15 protein-coding genes are annotated in these 16,363 nt (G+C 63.6%); 4 read left to right on the top strand and 11 right to left on the bottom strand.

The features are described from left to right. Window positions 1-45: 45 nt before the first annotated feature. From CHU94_RS08585 to CHU94_RS08570, 4 genes are all read right to left on the bottom strand, one after another. Window positions 46-1,578: an acyl-CoA carboxylase subunit beta gene (locus CHU94_RS08585; RefSeq protein ID WP_094478735.1), complete on the bottom strand. Its 1,533-nt coding sequence runs from the start codon at window positions 1,576-1,578 to the stop codon at window positions 46-48. Window positions 1,579-1,620: 42 nt separating this feature from the next. Beyond that, window positions 1,621-2,742: a methylmalonyl Co-A mutase-associated GTPase MeaB gene (gene meaB, locus CHU94_RS08580; RefSeq protein ID WP_094478733.1), complete on the bottom strand. Its 1,122-nt coding sequence runs from the start codon at window positions 2,740-2,742 to the stop codon at window positions 1,621-1,623. After that, window positions 2,739-4,952, bottom strand: a complete 2,214-nt coding sequence (gene scpA / locus CHU94_RS08575) for a methylmalonyl-CoA mutase (RefSeq protein ID WP_094478731.1) — start codon at window positions 4,950-4,952, stop codon at window positions 2,739-2,741. The genes meaB and scpA overlap by 4 nt, the downstream gene beginning before the upstream one ends. A gap of 88 nt (window positions 4,953-5,040) precedes the next feature. After that, on the bottom strand, window positions 5,041-5,667 hold the full coding sequence (locus tag CHU94_RS08570; RefSeq protein WP_176451967.1) for a TetR/AcrR family transcriptional regulator: 627 nt from the start codon (window positions 5,665-5,667) through the stop codon (window positions 5,041-5,043). Window positions 5,668-5,773: 106 nt separating this feature from the next. On the opposite strand from CHU94_RS08570, the gene CHU94_RS08565 reads away from it, so the two are divergent. From CHU94_RS08565 to CHU94_RS08550, 4 genes are all read left to right on the top strand, one after another. Continuing rightward, the gene (locus CHU94_RS08565; protein ID WP_176451966.1) at window positions 5,774-6,097 is read left to right on the top strand and encodes a cytochrome c5 family protein; all 324 of its coding nucleotides are present in this window, start codon (window positions 5,774-5,776) and stop codon (window positions 6,095-6,097) included. 2 nt (window positions 6,098-6,099) lie between these two features. Then, entirely contained in the window at window positions 6,100-7,461 is a 1,362-nt protein-coding gene (locus tag CHU94_RS08560) for a D-arabinono-1,4-lactone oxidase (RefSeq protein WP_094478725.1), read from the top strand. A gap of 2 nt (window positions 7,462-7,463) precedes the next feature. Next, window positions 7,464-8,729 carry an alanine racemase gene (locus tag CHU94_RS08555; RefSeq protein WP_094478723.1) on the top strand — a complete coding sequence of 422 codons (1,266 nt, stop codon included), beginning with the start codon at window positions 7,464-7,466 and terminating at the stop codon, window positions 8,727-8,729. Window positions 8,730-8,815: 86 nt separating this feature from the next. Next, the gene (locus CHU94_RS08550) at window positions 8,816-9,469 is read left to right on the top strand and encodes a GntR family transcriptional regulator (protein ID WP_094478721.1); all 654 of its coding nucleotides are present in this window, start codon (window positions 8,816-8,818) and stop codon (window positions 9,467-9,469) included. Between the two features lie 127 nt (window positions 9,470-9,596). Here the strand turns inward: CHU94_RS08550 and CHU94_RS19050 are convergent, their stop codons facing one another. The 7 genes from CHU94_RS19050 to hemN all read right to left on the bottom strand — a co-directional run bounded on the left by CHU94_RS19050 (window position 9,597) and on the right by hemN (window position 16,350). Continuing rightward, window positions 9,597-10,139 carry a hypothetical protein gene (locus tag CHU94_RS19050; protein ID WP_141211427.1) on the bottom strand — a complete coding sequence of 181 codons (543 nt, stop codon included), beginning with the start codon at window positions 10,137-10,139 and terminating at the stop codon, window positions 9,597-9,599. A gap of 78 nt (window positions 10,140-10,217) precedes the next feature. Next, complete coding sequence (locus CHU94_RS08540; protein WP_094478717.1) at window positions 10,218-11,045, bottom strand: thioesterase family protein; 828 nt, start codon at window positions 11,043-11,045, stop codon at window positions 10,218-10,220. A 187-nt stretch (window positions 11,046-11,232) separates the two neighbouring features. Next, complete coding sequence (locus CHU94_RS08535; protein WP_255033885.1) at window positions 11,233-12,141, bottom strand: DMT family transporter; 909 nt, start codon at window positions 12,139-12,141, stop codon at window positions 11,233-11,235. Further along, entirely contained in the window at window positions 12,110-13,126 is a 1,017-nt protein-coding gene (dusA, locus tag CHU94_RS08530; RefSeq protein ID WP_094478715.1) for a tRNA dihydrouridine(20/20a) synthase DusA, read from the bottom strand. The genes CHU94_RS08535 and dusA overlap by 32 nt, the downstream gene beginning before the upstream one ends. A gap of 25 nt (window positions 13,127-13,151) precedes the next feature. Continuing rightward, window positions 13,152-14,216: a diguanylate cyclase gene (locus CHU94_RS08525; RefSeq protein ID WP_176451965.1), complete on the bottom strand. Its 1,065-nt coding sequence runs from the start codon at window positions 14,214-14,216 to the stop codon at window positions 13,152-13,154. Between the two features lie 40 nt (window positions 14,217-14,256). Then, complete coding sequence (locus CHU94_RS08520) at window positions 14,257-14,940, bottom strand: sulfite exporter TauE/SafE family protein (protein ID WP_094478711.1); 684 nt, start codon at window positions 14,938-14,940, stop codon at window positions 14,257-14,259. 9 nt (window positions 14,941-14,949) lie between these two features. Further along, complete coding sequence (gene hemN / locus CHU94_RS08515; RefSeq protein WP_094478709.1) at window positions 14,950-16,350, bottom strand: oxygen-independent coproporphyrinogen III oxidase; 1,401 nt, start codon at window positions 16,348-16,350, stop codon at window positions 14,950-14,952. Between the last annotated feature and the right edge of the window lie 13 nt (window positions 16,351-16,363).

Genomic DNA, 16,363 nt, shown 5'->3' with positions numbered 1-16,363 from the left:
CAGCGATAGCAAGTGAAGTGAGACGTTTCATAGCGACGGGTAGCCTCACAGCGGAATGTTCCCGTGCTTGCGCCACGGGTTCTCCAGCTTTTTGTCCTTGAGCATGACCAGCGAGCGGCAAATGCGTTTGCGGGTTTCGTGCGGCAGGATCACATCGTCGATAAAGCCGCGCGCACCGGCCACAAAGGGGTTGGCAAAGCGGGCTTTGTATTCGGCCTCTTTGGCCGCCAGCTTGGCTGGGTCCCCTTTGTCTTCGCGGAAGATGATTTCCACCGCACCCTTGGCGCCCATCACCGCGATCTCAGCATTGGGCCAAGCCAGGTTCACGTCGCCGCGCAGGTGCTTGGAGGCCATCACATCGTACGCACCGCCGTAGGCCTTGCGGGTGATCACCGTGATTTTGGGCACCGTGCATTCGGCATACGCGTAGAGCAACTTGGCGCCGTGCTTGATGATGCCACCGTACTCTTGGCTGGTACCGGGCATGAAGCCGGGCACGTCCACAAACGTGACCACCGGGATGTTGAACGCATCGCAGAAGCGCACAAAGCGCGCGGCCTTGATGGAGCTCTTGATATCCAGACAGCCTGCCAACACCAGCGGCTGGTTGGCCACGATGCCGATGGTCTGTCCATCCATGCGCGCGAAGCCGATGATGATGTTCTTGGCGTACTCGGGCTGGATCTCGAAGAAGTCGCCATCGTCCACGGTTTTGACGATCAGCTCCTTCATGTCGTAGGGCTTGTTGGGGTTGTCGGGCACCAGGGTGTCCAGGCTCAGGTCCTTGCGGTCGATAGGGTCGCCGCTCTTGCGCACCGGGGCCTTCTCGCGGTTGGAGAGCGGCAGGTAGTTGTAGAGGCGGCGCAGCATCAGCAGCGCTTCCACATCGTTCTCAAACGCCAGGTCGGCCACGCCGCTCTTGGTGGTGTGGGTGAGTGCGCCGCCCAGCTCTTCGGCAGTCACTTCTTCGTGCGTGACGGTCTTCACCACTTCGGGGCCAGTGACGAACATGTAGGAGCTGTCCTTCACCATGAAGATGAAATCAGTCATGGCCGGGCTGTACACCGCGCCGCCAGCCGAGGGCCCCATGATCATGCTGATCTGCGGGATCACGCCGCTGGCCATCACATTGCGCTGGAACACGTCGGCATAGCCTCCCAACGACGCCACGCCTTCCTGAATACGGGCACCGCCCGAATCGTTCAGGCCGATGACCGGAGCACCCACTTTCATGGCCTGGTCCATGACCTTGCAAATCTTCTCGGCATGCGCCTCGGACAACGCACCACCGAAGACCGTGAAGTCCTGGCTGAACACGAACACCAGGCGGCCGTTGATCATTCCGTAGCCGGTAACCACGCCGTCACCGGGGATCTTTTGCTCGTCCATACCGAAGTCCACGCAACGGTGTTCGACAAACATGTCCCACTCTTCAAACGTGCCTTCGTCCAGCAGCACTTCTAGGCGCTCGCGTGCGGTGAGCTTGCCTTTTTTATGCTGTGCGTCGATGCGCTTTTGCCCACCGCCCATGCGGGCCAGCTCGCGCTTGGCTTCGAGTTGTTCGAGGATGTCTTGCATGTTGTCGTCCTTCAGGTCAGAAAATGGATTGCTATTTGCTATCTATTTAGGAGCTGCTTGCGCAGTAAATTCAAGGGCAGATAGCAGGTTTCGTGCTGCAGTGCTGGCGGCCAACTGACCGGCCTGCACCGCCGCAGTGAGCTGGGGCAGCTGCTCGCGCACCGCTGGGTTTTGCTTGAAGGCTTGCTTCAGACCCGCGTCAATACGCTCCCACATCCAGGCCAATGCTTGTTGTTGGCGGCGTTTGGCAATGCTGCCATTCGCGTGCTCCCGGAGGCTGGGAGGCACAGCGCTCTGCTCCGTGTCCCCCGCCCGCTGTGCGGGCTCCTCCTTGACCTGCGCAGAACGCTGCACCACCCAGCCTCCTAGCGATTGGTACTCGCGCACGGCACCCCAAAATGCATCGAGTCCAGTGCTTTGCAGAGCACTGAGTGAAATCACTTTGGGCGCCCAGTGCTTATCGCTGTGCGGGTCATTCGGGTTGCCGTGCAGGCCCAGCAAGCGCAGGCTGGAGGTGATCTGCGCCTGCGCGCGGGTGGCGGCATCGGCGTCAATGTCGGCCTTGTTGATGACCACCAGATCGGCCAGCTCCATCACACCTTTTTTGATGGCTTGCAGGTCGTCGCCCGCATTGGGCAACTGCATCAGCACAAACATGTCGGTCATGCCCTGCACCGCTGTCTCAGACTGGCCCACGCCCACGGTCTCGACGATCACGATGTCGTAACCCGCTGCCTCGCAGACCAGCATGGCCTCGCGCGTTTTCTCGGCCACACCACCCAGCGTGCCGCTGGACGGGCTGGGGCGGATGAAGGCTTTCTCGTGCATGGACAAATGCTCCATGCGCGTCTTGTCACCCAGGATGGAGCCGCCGGACACCGAGCTGGAAGGGTCGATCGTCAGCACCGCCACGCGGTGGCCCTGGCCAATCAGGTACAAGCCCAGCGCTTCAATGAAGGTGCTTTTGCCCACGCCCGGCACACCGCTAATGCCCAGCCGAAACGACTTGCCGGTATGCGGCAAAAGCGCGGTGAGCAGCGCATCGCCCTGCGCGCGGTGGTCCACGCGGGTGGACTCCAGCAGGGTGATGGCTTTGGCGATGGCGCGGCGCTGCAAGGGGGACTCGCCCCCCAGCAAACCGACCTGCACGGCTTCAGGAGTCACCCGAGCGCCTTTTCGATCTGGCTCAGCACATCCCGCGCGCTCACCGGAATCGGTGTGCCCGGGCCGTAGATGCCCTTGACGCCTGCGGCGTACAAAAAGTCGTAGTCCTGGCGCGGAATCACACCGCCCACGAAGACGATGATGTCGTCAGCTCCCTGTTTTTTGAGCTCGGCGATGATGGCGGGTACCAGGGTCTTGTGGCCGGCGGCCAGCGTCGATACGCCCACGGCGTGCACGTCGTTTTCAATCGCCTGGCGGGCGCATTCTTCAGGGGTCTGGAACAGCGGGCCCATGTCCACATCAAAGCCCAGGTCGGCGAAGGCCGTGGCCACCACCTTGGCGCCGCGGTCGTGGCCGTCCTGGCCCAGCTTGCTGATCATCACGCGGGGGCGGCGGCCTTGGCTTTCTGCGAAGGTGGCGATGTCCTTCTTGAGCGCGTCCCAGTACTCCATGGTGTCTCCGTTGGCAGAGTCGTATGCCGCAGCGTACACGCCGCTCACCTTGTTGGTATCGGCACGGTGGCGGCCAAAGGCTTTCTCCAGCGCATCACTCACCTCGCCCACGGTGGCACGCAGGCGGATGGCCTTGATGGACAAGTCCAGCAGGTTGCCCGCGCCGCTGGCGGCGCCTCCTGATCCAGCGGACTCTGCTGCAGAAGTGATAGCAGCCAGCGCAGATTCCACGGCGGCTGAGTCGCGTTTTGCCTTGATTTCCTTCAAGCGCGCGATCTGCGCTTCGCGCACCGCCACGTTGTCGATGTCGCGGGCCTCGATCAGGTCTTCGCTCTTGAGCTTGTACTTGTTGACGCCCACGATCACGTCCTGCCCGCTGTCGATGCGCGCCTGCTTCTCTGCAGCAGCGGCTTCGATCTTGAGCTTGGCCCAGCCGCTGTCCACGGCCTTGGTCATGCCGCCCATGGCTTCCACTTCTTCGATGATCTTCCATGCCGCATCGGCCATGTCCTGCGTCAGCTTCTCCATCATGTAGCTGCCGGCCCAGGGGTCGATCACATTGGTGATGTGGGTCTCTTCCTGAATGATGAGCTGCGTATTGCGGGCAATGCGCGCGCTGAACTCGGTGGGCAGCGCGATTGCTTCGTCAAAACTGTTGGTGTGCAAGCTCTGCGTGCCGCCAAACACGGCGGCCATGGCCTCGATGGTGGTGCGCACCACGTTGTTGTAGGGGTCCTGCTCGGTCAGGCTCCAGCCGCTGGTCTGGCAGTGGGTGCGCAGCATCAGGCTCTTGGGGTTTTTGGCGTCGAAGCCCTTCATGATGCGGCACCACAGCAAGCGCGCCGCGCGCATCTTGGCAACCTCTAAATAGAAGTTCATGCCAATGGCCCAGAAGAAGCTCAGGCGCCCGGCAAAGTCGTCCACGTCCAGACCCGAAGCGATGGCGGTCTTCACATACTCCTTGCCGTCGGCCAGCGTAAAGGCCAACTCCAGCGCCTGATTAGCGCCCGCCTCCTGCATGTGGTAACCCGAGATGCTGATCGAGTTGAACTTGGGCATGTTCTTGGCGGTGTAGCCAATGATGTCGCCGATGATGCGCATGCTGGGTGCAGGCGGGTAGATGTAGGTGTTGCGCACCATGAACTCTTTCAGAATGTCGTTCTGAATCGTTCCGGACAACTTGTCTTGGCTCACGCCCTGCTCTTCGGCGGCCACCACATAGCCGGCCAGCACGGGCAGCACCGCGCCGTTCATGGTCATGGAGACAGACACTTTGTCCAGCGGAATCTGGTCGAACAGGATCTTCATGTCTTCCACCGAGTCAATCGCCACACCGGCCTTGCCCACGTCGCCCGTCACACGCGGGTGGTCGGAGTCGTAGCCACGGTGGGTGGCCAAGTCAAACGCGACCGACACGCCCTGCCCGCCGGCCGCCAAAGCCTTGCGGTAGAACGCGTTGGACTCTTCGGCGGTGGAGAAGCCGGCGTACTGGCGGATGGTCCAGGGGCGCACGGCATACATGGTGGCCTGCGGGCCGCGCAGGTAGGGCTCAAAGCCGGGCAGCGTGTCGGCGTGCTTCAGGTCTGCCGTGTCTGCGGCGGTGTAGAGCGGCTTGACCGCGATGCCGTCGGGCGTGATCCAGTTCAGCGCGTCCACATTGCCGCCGGGGGCCGACTTGGCTGCGGCCTTGGCCCACTGCTCCAGCGTGGAGGTTTTGAACATTTCTTCCGGCTGATCCGGCTGGGCAGGTGCTTGCATGCTTATCTCCACAGGTAACGCGGGGCAACGTGTTTCATTATTCATAATTATAAATTAAACAACAAGGCAGGCAAGCGGAGGAAGCGAGTCAGGGACGCAGATCGTCTACCAAGGCCACCACCACCCGGGCCAGTCCCTCGCCCACCAACTCGACGGGCTGCTCAGGCTCATCGAACAGCATCTCCATCAGGCTATAAGCACATTGGATGGCCACACGGGTCATCGCTCGCACCCGTTCGGGCCGCGCTTGGGGGAAAGCCTCTTGGCAAACCGAGGCCAGGGCAGCTGCCATGCTACGGTGCGACTCCAGCACCACCCCATGCAAGGCCGGCACAGCCTGCACCGCCCGGGTGATAGACACACCCGCCGGGTAGGCACGGGTCAGCTCCAGCACCTGCGCAAACAATGCCAGCACGCTATGGCCCAGCGCCTGCGGCGGCTGGCGCAAAGTCTCGGGGGTGGCCCAGCCCATGAGCACCTGGTTTTGCGCATCCATCAGCCGATGCCCCAGCACCTCCAGCAGGTCGTATTTATCGTGGAAATAGCGGTACAGCGTGGGCGGCGTCAGCCCCGCGCGCTTGCAGACGAGGTTGGTCGTCAGACCGTCCAAACCCGCTTCGGCCAGCACCTCGGCGGCCACCTCCAAGATCCGCTCGTAAGTTTGTTGCGCCCGCACTTGCTGGGGCGTAGTCGTCTTTTTCGCAAGGTCCGTCATGGGTCTAGGGGGCTTTTGAATCATGGTAGCACCGGCCCGCAGACTAGGGTTCTCCCCTGTACGGGAAAGCGGCAAAATCCATAAACTAGTTTTTACTATGTTTTATATGGGCCGCATCTCTCTGTGCCTCGTCGCAATCTTGCTGGCGGGCTGCAGCCCGCCGCCTGACAGCCCCCGCGTGGTGCTGGATGCGCGCCTGCAGGCCCTGTACGAACGGGCGTGTGTCCACTGCCACGCCGCCAAGGGAAGCGGCGCACCTCAGCAAGGCGACACCGCCGAGTGGGCACGCCGCGCCGGCCAGGGCGAGGCCGCCTTGCTGGCCAGTGTGCGCCAGGGCAAAGGCGCCATGCCACCCATGGCTTGGTGCGCCGAATGCAGCCACGAAGACTTTCAGCAACTCATCGCCTACTTGCGGGCCCCCAAGGAGTGAGCATGCAACGCCGTCAAATCCTGCAAACCCTGACAGCAAGCGCCCTGATGGCCGGCCTGCGCCCCCCGGCTACCGCCCAAACCGGCACCGCCCCGCAGGGCTGGCACAACTGGTCGGGTTTGCAAAGTTGCCAGCCCCAAGCCTGGAAAGCACCAGCCGATGAGACCGAGGTGCTACAGCTTCTACAAACCGCCCCGCCCCCGCTGCGCAACCTGGGCGCGGGCCACTCCTTTAGCCCGCTTGTGCCCACCACAGGCAGCCTGCTATCGCTGGACCGGCTCTCAGGCTTGCGCCAGCACGACCTCAAAACCGCCACCGCCACGCTGGGCGCCGGCACACGCTTGGCCCAGGCCTCACGGGCGCTGGACGCCGTGGGTCTGGCGTTTCGCAACCTGCCCGACATTGATGTGCAAACCCTGGCCGGCGCCATGGCCACCGGCACCCACGGCACCGGCATGCAACTGCCCGCCCTGCACGCAGACCTGCAGCAACTGGTGTTGCTCACCCCCACCGGCCAGCGCCTGGAGTGCAGCCGCCAGCAGCACCCCGAGGTGTTTGCGGCAGCCCAAGTGTCTTTGGGGGCTTTGGGTGCCATCAGCGAAATGACTTTGCGCGTGCGTCCGCGGCATGTGCTGCGGCGCAAGGCCTGGTTGCTGCCGACGGAGGAGCTGCTACGCACCATTCCACGCCTGGCGACCGCGCACCGGCAGTTTGAGTGCTACCTGTTGCCCCACACTGGCTACGGTGCGGCCATCGTGCACGACGAGGTGCAACAGCAACCTCAGGCTCGCACCGAAGCCCCCGACGAGGACGTACTGGCCGACCTAAAACGCCTGCGCGACTGGTTTGGCCGCTGGCCTGCCATGCGCCGCTGGGTGGCTCAGCGCCTGATTGACCCCAGCTTGCAGGAGGAGGCCGTGGACTGGTCGTGGAAACTGCTGTCCACCCAGCGCCCCACCCGCTTCAACGAAACTGAATGCCATGTGCCCCAGGCCGACGGCGTGGCCTGCCTGCGCGAGGTGCTGGCCGCCCTGGAGCTGCGCAATGATGTGTTTTTCCCGGTTGAGTTCCGCTTTATTGCCGCCGACGATGCCTGGCTCTCCCCCTTCTACCAGCGCGCCAGTTGCTCGATAGCCGTGCATGCCGCACACGATGAACCCTGGGACTACCTGCTGCGTGACATGGGCGTCATCTTCCGCCGCTATGGCGGACGCCCGCACTGGGGCAAGTTGCACGACCGCAGCCAGGCCGAGTTGCGCGCGCTCTACCCGCGGTGGAGCGACTTCCTGGCCGTGCGCCGCGAGCTCGACCCCCAGGGCCGCATGCTGAATCCCCATTTGCAACGCATCCTGATGGGAGCCTGAACATGCAACGCCGCCATCTGATTTTGGGCGCCAGCGCCACTGGCGTGGCCGCTGCCGTGGCCCTGCGCCCCGGTGACCGCGGGGGCGCCCATGACGCCTACTTCCAGACACTGGCCCGTGCCCTGCAAGACCACCCCGCCCAGCCCACCCTGGTGGTGGACAAAACCCGCCTGCAGGCCAATCTAAGGCGTATCCGCACGCTGGCCCACTCCAAGCTTCCGCTGCGCGTGGTGGTCAAGTCCTTGCCCTCGGTGCCCTTGCTGGACGAGGCCCTGACCGCCTGGCAGACCGAGCGTGCCATGCTGTTCAACGCGCAACAACTGGCCCTGATCGCCAAAACGCGCCCCCAATTGGACCTGCTGCTGGGCAAGCCCCTGCGTGCCTCCGCCGCCCGCTGGGCGCTGGAGCAAGCAGGCAACAGCCCGGCCGCACTGCGCACCCAATGGCTGGTGGACAGCACGGCCCTGCTGGCCGACTACCGCACGCTGGCGCAGGGCCTTGGGCGCCCGCTGCGCATCAACCTGGAAATTGATGTGGGCTTGCACCGTGGCGGGGTGGAATCTGCAGCGCAAATGACCGAGATGTTGACCCTGCTGCGCAATGAGCCCTTGCTGGAGTTTGCGGGCCTCATGGGGTACGACGCCCACTTGGCCGCTATTCCGGACCTGCCAGGCAACCGTAGCCAGGCCTTGGCCCACGCCCAAGCACGCTACGCCGACATGCTGGCACTGGCACGCCAAGCGCTGGGCAGTGCCAGTGGCGCGCCGTGGACGCTCAACGCCGCGGGCTCCCCCACCTTCCATTTGCACGATGACCAGCACGCCCCCAATGAACTGTCGGTCGGCTCGGCGGCGGTCAAACCACTGGACTTTGACAAACCGTCACTGGCCAGCTTGGAGCCTGCCGCATTCATAGCGACACCGGTCCTGAAAACCATGGAGACATTCCGCCTGCCACGCGGCGCGGAAACCGTCTCTGCCCTGGCCCGCTGGTGGGATGTGAACCAGCGCCAAGCGCTCGCCATCCACGGGGGTCATTGGTTGGCAGACCCGGTGTCGCCGCCGGGAGTGCAGGCTAGCGGCTTGTACGGCCCGTCGTCCAACCAACAGGTGATGGTGGCCCCGCCCTCCGTGGGCCTGCGGGCGGGCGACTGGGTGTTTTTCCGCCCTCGGCAAAGCGAGGCCGTGTTTCTGCAATTTGGCCCGCTGGCAGTGTTTGAACAGGGGCGCCTGGACGCCCAGTGGCCCGTGTTTCCGGCTTCCGCCTGAGCAAGGAGAGCCTTAGCATTATTCGTAATTATGTATTTTGAGGCGGCACACCTTTACAATCTGGCAGCCCTGCACGCCAGCCATTTATGCCACCTGCCACGCCCCCCCTCGCCCACCGCGCCCTGTACGAAGAAGTCGCTGAGTTGCTGCGCCAGCGCATCTTCAAGCGTGAGCTGGAGCCCGGCACCTGGATCGACGAACTGAAGATTGCCGAAGAAATCGGCATCAGCCGCACCCCGCTGCGCGAGGCACTGAAGGTGCTGGCTACTGAAGGCCTGGTCACCATGAAAGTGCGCCGCGGCGCCTATGTGACCGAGGTGTCACAGCAAGACCTGGCGGACGTGTACCACCTGCTCAGCCTGCTGGAAAGCGACGCGGCTGGCGTAGTCGCCACCAAAGCCACGGACGCGGAACTCAAAGATCTGCAGACCCTGCACAAGGCATTGGAATCCGCCGCCAAAGCCGGCCAGGCCAACACGGACCAGTTCTTTGCAGTGAACGAGAAATTCCACATGCGCTTGCTGGAAATCGCCAACAACCGCTGGCGCGACCAGATGGTGGCCGACCTGCGCAAAGTCATGAAGCTGAACCGCCACAACTCCCTGCTCAAAACCGGCCGCATCGAAGAATCCCTGGCCGAACACCGCGCCATCATGGACGCGCTGACTGCGCGCGACGCGGCGCTGACCGTGCAGAGGGTGCGGGAGCACTTTGCGAATGGACTGGAAGCGGCGGAGTAACGTGGAAGCAAGCCAACGGCGTTGGCGAGATTACGGCGGGCTGAACAGTCGTTGAATCCGCCGCCTGCTCAGGGTCGATTGTGAATCTTGACGTGCGTCAGCAGCCCCGACAACAGCAGGCGTTTAGTCACCGCGGATCAACGACGTCAAACTCAAACTGCAGCGGCGCAGCGTTTTCGATGAATACCGTGATGTGATAGCGACCCGCGGGGTCGCCACTCACCACATCCCAGGACTTGGAGACGGTGCCGTCGTAGACGTTCAGCATCAGGTCCATCGACATCGTCTTGCGATCTGCCGATGTACCATAAGCTTGGCCACCGGTGCCCCAGGTCGTGGGCGCTTCCGGCAAGGTCATGCGTTCAAGCACTCGCACCTTGCCCGACTTCTGGTTGAGTCGTGCAACCCACCCATAGTTTTGGTTGACCACCAGAGGCACCGTGTTGGACACCTTGAAGTCCAGCACTTCGTTCTTCGGCGTCAGCCGGAATAGACCGAAGACCGCGTCAAGTGGACAGGCGCCCTGCCCTGTGGGCGCGGTAGCGCAGGCCTTGAAAACAGCCGCATTGGAAGTGGCAATCGACTCTGTTGACGGGCTGACCGTCTGTGCGTGACCGTGCAGGCAGGCAAGCGCTGCAAGGATTGCAAAAGGCAGGTGGAGATGTTTCATGGTGAATGCGGATGAACCAACGGCAGTGAACCCCCACGCCGCTTTCAGCACAGTCTATCTGGTGCGTTGACGCGCGCCCTACTCACGCTTGCGCACAAACAAGCTCTGCGTCGCCCGCCCAATCAGTCCAACTTCGTCGTACAGCGCCGACTCCGCCAGACCGCCGCCGTGGCTGGACAAATGGGTGCGCGCATCCAGGCAGATCCACTCGCCCACGGGGCGCCGCAGTAGGTTGATGCTGAGGTCGGAGTTGACGAAAACATGGGTAGACAGATCGAGGATGGCGCTGATGCCGTTGCCTGAATCGGCCGCCACCGCCACACGCTGGTACGGGCTAGGTTTTTGGCCCTGGACCAGCGGATAACTGAGGCGGAACCACACCGCACTGGGTCCCGCAAACATGCGGCCTGCTGCCAGCCGGGTCTCCACCAAATCGGGGTAGCCCAGTTCACCACGGGCAAACGGAAAGCGCTGCACGGGCGAATCAGCTGGCGTCTTGGGCGCCTTGGGCAGTGGGTGCCCGGGCAGATCTTCGGGAATTTCGACCTCGCCTTCGCGCTGAAACAAGGCGGTGGCGCGGATCAATTCCTTGCCGTCGGCCAGCGCCACGGCCGAGAAATGCCCGGCGTTGCCGCCTACATAGTCTTCTTGCACGCGCACTTCAATATCCGCAATCGGCACCGGACGCAGCAGGTTGGCCGTAAGCCGCGCCATGTGCAGCAGGCCATGGGCCTGTGCCGCAGCCTCCAGCGCGTAGCTCACCAGCGCGATGGGCGGGCCCGCGTGTTGCTGCTGCGGGTGCCATGGACCGCGCGTGAGCTGGCTGGCCCGAAAGACATGGGCGTCCAGCGGAGAAAACGCCGCTGCGGGCGCACGGCCTGGGGTCGATTCCAGCGAATTCGGCATCTCAATTACTCCTATTTTGATAGCTGTTTGCGCACATCCCATAAGGCTTAGAGGCCAATTTGACTACAAAATGGCAGCCAAACCCGCAGACAAGCCTGCGCAGTTCCGCACCGGCGCAGGCGGACATATCTACTCGCGCATGGTGCTGGGCCAGGGCGACCATGGCTGTCTCCTGCGCGTCTGGCTGCTAGCGGCGCGACACCCAGTACACGCCGGGCAAAATCAGCGCGGCCCCCACCAGATGGTGCAGGCCCAGCGGCTCCCCCAGCACACCCCACGCCACCACGGCGGCATACAAGGGCCCGAGGTACAGCGTGACCGCCACGCGGCTGGCGCCCAGCACTTTTTGTGCGGCGCCATATATCCAGTACGCAGCCAGACCGGGCAACAGCGCCGCGGCCACCACCAGACCGGTGGCGGCCCAGGACCAGGCAGGCGTTTCTGGCAGTTGCGCCTCCCACAGCACGCAGGGAATCAGCGTGAGCACACCACCGGCGCAAATGGCCGCCAGCCGCGCGGTGGAGCCCAGCGGGCTGGGCCACAGCTTTTGCAGCAGCGCGTAAGCGGCCCAAGCCACCATCGCCGCCACGATCCACGCATCGCCCACCACCCACTGCACCCGGCCCAGCGCCAGCCACTGGCCTTGCACCACCACGTGCACCACTCCCGCCAGCGCTACCACCACGCCCGCCACTTGGCTCCAGCGCATACGCTCTCCCAGCCACAGCACCGCCCCCAGGGCAATCAACACGGGCGATGCGGCATAGATGAGCGAGATGTTCATGGCCCCGGTGGTGCGCGCCCCCAGGTACACCCAGGCGCCGCACACCAACATGCCACAAAAGCCCAGCACCACATACTGGTGCCACACGGCCAGAATGGCGCGGCGCTGCGCCCAAAGCTCGTGCCGGGCCACAAAGCCCAACAACACACCGGCGATGGCCCAGCGGCCCAACGCCAGCGCATACGGCGCAATGGTGCCAGGCGCCCAGCGCGCAACGATGAAGTTCACCGCCCACAGTGCGGGAATGAGCCACAGCCCCAGCAGGGCCCAGCGCTCCTGCTCAGGCCGCGACAAGCGCAGGGCCCCGGGCAATCGCCATCACTTCGCGGGCCGGCAGGGTCTTGTAGCGGTGGTCGCTCCATACCTGGCGCCACTTGCGCGCGCCGGGCAGGCCGTGGCGCAGGCCCAGCATGTGACGGGCAATGCTGTACCAGGAGGTGCCAAGCTCCGCAGCCTCGCGCTCCATGTATTCCACCATGGCCAATTCGACGCTATCCCGCGTCAACTCTGCGGGAGCAGCTCCAAAAAACGTAGCATCCCACTCGGCCAACCACCAGGGGTTGTGGTAAGCCTCGCGGCCCAGCATCACGCCGTCCACATGCTCCAGTTGCTCGGCCACCTGGGCGCTGGTGGTCAGCCCACCGTTGATGGCGATGGTGAGCTGGGGAAAGTCCTGTTTGAGCTGGTGCACCAGCTCGTAGCGCAAAGGCGGAATCTCACGGTTTTCCTTCGGGCTCAGTCCTTTGAGCCAGGCATTGCGGGCGTGGGCGATGAACACAGTGCAACCCGCGTCGGCTACGGTGCCCACAAAGTCACGCACAAAGCCGTAGCTCTCCTCTTTGTCGATGCCAATCCGGTGCTTCACCGTCACTGGCACGTCCACCACATCCACCATGGCCTTCACGCAGTCGGCCACCAAAGATGCTTCGTTCATCAGGCAGGCGCCAAACGCACCGCGTTGCACCCGCTCACTCGGGCAGCCGCAGTTGATGTTGATTTCGTCGTAGCCCCAGTCCTGGCCCAGCTTGGCAGCCTGCGCCAGATCGGCCGGCTCGCTGCCCCCCAGCTGCAGGGCCACGGGGTGTTCTTCGGCGTTGAAGCGCAGATGGCGTGGCACATCGCCATGGATGAGCGCGCCGGTGGTCACCATCTCGGTGTAGAGCAGCGCGTGGCGGCTCAGCAGGCGATGGAAGTAGCGGCAATGGCGATCGGTCCAGTCCATCATGGGGGCGACGGACAGGCGCCAGGGGTTGGGGGCAGACGTAGAGAGGCCAGAGAGTGGCAAGGCAGAAGACATAGGCTGGATTATCCCAGCCCGGCCCTCACAGCAGCGTGAGCACCCGGTTTCGCCCGGCTTGCTTGGCTTGGTAGAGCGCTTGGTCGGCACGGCTGACCAGGTCGGCAGGGTCCGTCCTGGCCTCGGCCATGGCAGCACCGACGCTCACCGTCACGGGACGGTGCAGCCCTTGCAGGGCCTGCACCGCTTGGCGGATACGCTCGGCTACGGCCCGCGTGTCGGCCACCTGGGTGTCGGGCAGGATGACAGCGAACTCCTCTCCACCGTAGCGCGCCACATGGTCGTAGGCACGGGCCTGCGATTTGATGGCAGCGGCCACCGCCTGCAGCGCCTGGTCTCCGGCCAGGTGGCCATACTGGTCGTTATAGGCCTTGAAATGGTCTACATCCACCATCAGCAAGGCCAGCGGCGAGCGAGTGCGCAAGGACCGTGCGTATTCATTGGCCAGCAGCCGGTCAAAAGCACGGCGGTTTTTCAGATGGGTGAGCGCATCGGTGAGGGTTTGCTCGGACAGCTCCTCGTTGAGCTCCTGCAACTGTTTCTGGGCCACTTCCAGTTCACGCTGGCGCATGGTCTGTGCGCGCGACAGCAGCTCCAACTCGGCATTGGCGCGGCGCAGCGCCAGCAGCTGCACCACCTGGCGCGACAGGGCTTTGAGTGCCTCGGCCTGGGCTTCGGTGAGTTTGCGCGGCACGCGGTCAATCACACACACCGTGCCCAAGGCAGCGCCTGAGGGCGTGAGCAAGGGCGCACCCGCGTAAAAGCGCACCCCTTCGGCCCCAGTCACCAGCGGATTGTTGGCAAAACGGCTGTCCTCGAGCGCATTGGGCACTTCCATCAAGGCATCGGGCTCGGTAATGGCATGGGCACAGAATGCGATTCCGCGCGGAGTTTCCATCTCATTCATACCAACCCGGGCCTTGAACCACTGGCGGTCTTCGTCCACCAGAGAAATCAGGGCAATCGGTGTGTCGCAAATAAACGCCGCGAGCTTGACGACGTCGTCGTAGGCCTGCTCAGCGGCGGAATCCAGAATGCCAAAGCGGCGCAACTCTTCCAGCCGCAAAGCCTCAGCAGTGGTTCGATCCATCGGGCGAGTCCTCCAACAGGGGGTGGTTTCTTGATGCGCATCAAGGTGTGATGCACCATGGCGCCTGATTGTGCACCAGCCCCATCCACAAAGCCCAGCCCGAGCTGGCCGCCAACGCGACGCCCGCGAGCCGCACCCCCCAGGTCCCATCACCCATCTGGGCGCCCTGCAGACGCAACCACAGCCAGGGCCCCAGCAGCATGGTGACCGAGGTGCCCAGGGCAAACAAGGCCATCACACCGGCGCCGCTGACTACATCGCCCGCCAGCGCAGCCACCAGCAGGGCTGAATACAGCAAACCACAGGGCAACAAGGCCCACACCATGCCCAGCCCTAGCGGCGCCCCCCGCCCCCAACGCAGCCCCAGGCTGCGCGTGCGGCTCCAGACTGCGCGGGCCCCGGCCTGTAGCCACAGTGGCTGGCGCCCCAGCCAAAGCAACAACAGCCCCAGCGCCAGTGCTGCCACGTGCACCATGGACCACACGGGTCGCAGGGCTGCACTTTGCACCGTCAGCCAACCCAATCCCTGCATGGACGCTGCCGCCAGCGCGCCCAGCACGGCGTAGCCAACAACGCGTCCGATTTGGAACAAAAAAAGCGCGGAGGTCTGGCGCGAACCGGCAGCCTGCCCAATTCCTGCGCAGGCAGCACCACACATGGCCACACAGTGCGGCCCGCCCACCAGACCCATCACCAGGGCCGTGAGTGCCAGAGAAGATTGCATCAGACGATGCTAAATGATCTTGGAAAAGCGGGCACGGGTGCGGTCGGTTTGCAGGTATTTGTCAAACACCATGGCCACCGCACGCACAAAAAACCAGCCCTGGGCCGTGACCTGGATGCCTGCATCGTCCACCACCACCATGCCTTGCTCAGCCAGACTTTGCAGTGCCACCATCTCGCTGGCGAAATAGTTTTTGAAGTCCACCAAGTAGGCCAGGTTGATGGACTCAAACTGGAGTTGGCCTTGGCACATTAGCGCCATGATGACAGCACGGCGCACTAGATCATCACGCGTGACGGCCAGACCGCGCACGACAGGAAAGCGCCCCTGGTCCAGGTAGTCGTAATACTCGTCGAGCGTCTTGGCGTTCTGGCTATAGGTCGCGCCGATGCGGCCAATGGCCGACACACCCAGTGCAATCAGGTCGCAGTCGGGCTGGGTGCTGTAGCCTTGGAAGTTGCGGTGCAGTCGCCCTTGGCGTTTGGCCACCGCCAGCGAGTCTTCAGGCAAAGCAAAGTGGTCCATGCCCACATACACATAACCGGCGCCGATGAAAGCCGCCAATGAACGCGACAGCATGGACACCTTGGCGCCTGCACTGGGCAGCTCCACCGTGGCAATACGTCGCTGCGGTTTGAAGCGCTCAGGCAGGTGCGCGTAGGCGTACAACGCGATGCGATCGGGCCGCAACTGGTTGACCTGCGCCAAAGTGCGGTCAAACGACTCGGGGCTTTGCTGGGGCAGGCCGTAGATCAGGTCCACATTGATGGACTCAAACCCGCGCGCACGTGCTGCCTCTACCAGCGCAAACACCTGCTCCGCGGGCTGCACCCGGTGGACCGCCTTCTGCACGGCGGGGTCAAAATCCTGCACGCCGAAGCTCAAGCGGTTAAAGCCCAGCTCGGCCAGCGTATCCAGGCGCTGCGCGTCGATGGTGCGAGGGTCGACCTCAATGGAGTATTCGCCACCTGGGGCGAGGTGGAAGTTGCGCCGCAGCATGCCCATGAGCTCACGCAACTCGGCATCACTCAAAAAGGTGGGGCTTCCCCCCCCCAGGTGCAACTGGCTCACGGTCTGGCCAGTGCCCATACGCGCGGTGTGCAGGTCCACCTCACGGCTCAGGTAGCGCAGATACGTAGCGGCCTTGTCATGGTGCTTGGTAATAATCTTGTTGCAGGCACAGTAGTAGCACAAGGATTCGCAAAACGGAATATGGACGTACAAGGACAACGGCAGCGCCAAGGCGGCGGCGCCACTGCGGCGCTGGGCGAGCGCCTGGGCGTAGTCGTCTGCAGTGAAAGCCTCGACAAACCGGTCTGCGGTGGGATACGAGGTGTAACGCGGCCCCGAAACGTCGAAGCGAGTCAACAAATTTTCAGAAATGGGCGGGGTGTCGAGGACGGCGTTCATGGATACTCCAAAC

The sequence above is a fragment of the Rhodoferax sp. TH121 genome (genome assembly GCF_002251855.1).
In the GTDB taxonomy this organism is placed as follows: Bacteria; Pseudomonadota; Gammaproteobacteria; order Burkholderiales; family Burkholderiaceae_C; genus Allorhodoferax.
The sequence above is the reverse complement of the archived record's forward strand: the minus strand, read 5'-3'. Positions and strand labels throughout refer to the sequence as shown.

What these genes read in the sequence shown, in the direction of transcription:
- CHU94_RS08585 (WP_094478735.1), bottom strand. Translation starts at nt 1,578, where the DNA reads ATGCAAGACATCCTCGAACAACTCGAAGCCAAGCGCGAGCTGGCCCGC.
- scpA (WP_094478731.1), bottom strand. Translation starts at nt 4,952, where the DNA reads ATGCAAGCACCTGCCCAGCCGGATCAGCCGGAAGAAATGTTCAAAACC.
- CHU94_RS08570 (WP_176451967.1), bottom strand. Translation starts at nt 5,667, where the DNA reads ATGACGGACCTTGCGAAAAAGACGACTACGCCCCAGCAAGTGCGGGCG.
- CHU94_RS08565 (WP_176451966.1), top strand. Translation starts at nt 5,774, where the DNA reads ATGGGCCGCATCTCTCTGTGCCTCGTCGCAATCTTGCTGGCGGGCTGC.
- CHU94_RS08560 (WP_094478725.1), top strand. Translation starts at nt 6,100, where the DNA reads ATGCAACGCCGTCAAATCCTGCAAACCCTGACAGCAAGCGCCCTGATG.
- CHU94_RS08555 (WP_094478723.1), top strand. Translation starts at nt 7,464, where the DNA reads ATGCAACGCCGCCATCTGATTTTGGGCGCCAGCGCCACTGGCGTGGCC.
- CHU94_RS08550 (WP_094478721.1), top strand. Translation starts at nt 8,816, where the DNA reads ATGCCACCTGCCACGCCCCCCCTCGCCCACCGCGCCCTGTACGAAGAA.
- CHU94_RS19050 (WP_141211427.1), bottom strand. Translation starts at nt 10,139, where the DNA reads ATGAAACATCTCCACCTGCCTTTTGCAATCCTTGCAGCGCTTGCCTGC.
- CHU94_RS08540 (WP_094478717.1), bottom strand. Translation starts at nt 11,045, where the DNA reads ATGCCGAATTCGCTGGAATCGACCCCAGGCCGTGCGCCCGCAGCGGCG.
- dusA (WP_094478715.1), bottom strand. Translation starts at nt 13,126, where the DNA reads ATGTCTTCTGCCTTGCCACTCTCTGGCCTCTCTACGTCTGCCCCCAAC.
- CHU94_RS08525 (WP_176451965.1), bottom strand. Translation starts at nt 14,216, where the DNA reads ATGGATCGAACCACTGCTGAGGCTTTGCGGCTGGAAGAGTTGCGCCGC.
- CHU94_RS08520 (WP_094478711.1), bottom strand. Translation starts at nt 14,940, where the DNA reads ATGCAATCTTCTCTGGCACTCACGGCCCTGGTGATGGGTCTGGTGGGC.
- hemN (WP_094478709.1), bottom strand. Translation starts at nt 16,350, where the DNA reads ATGAACGCCGTCCTCGACACCCCGCCCATTTCTGAAAATTTGTTGACT.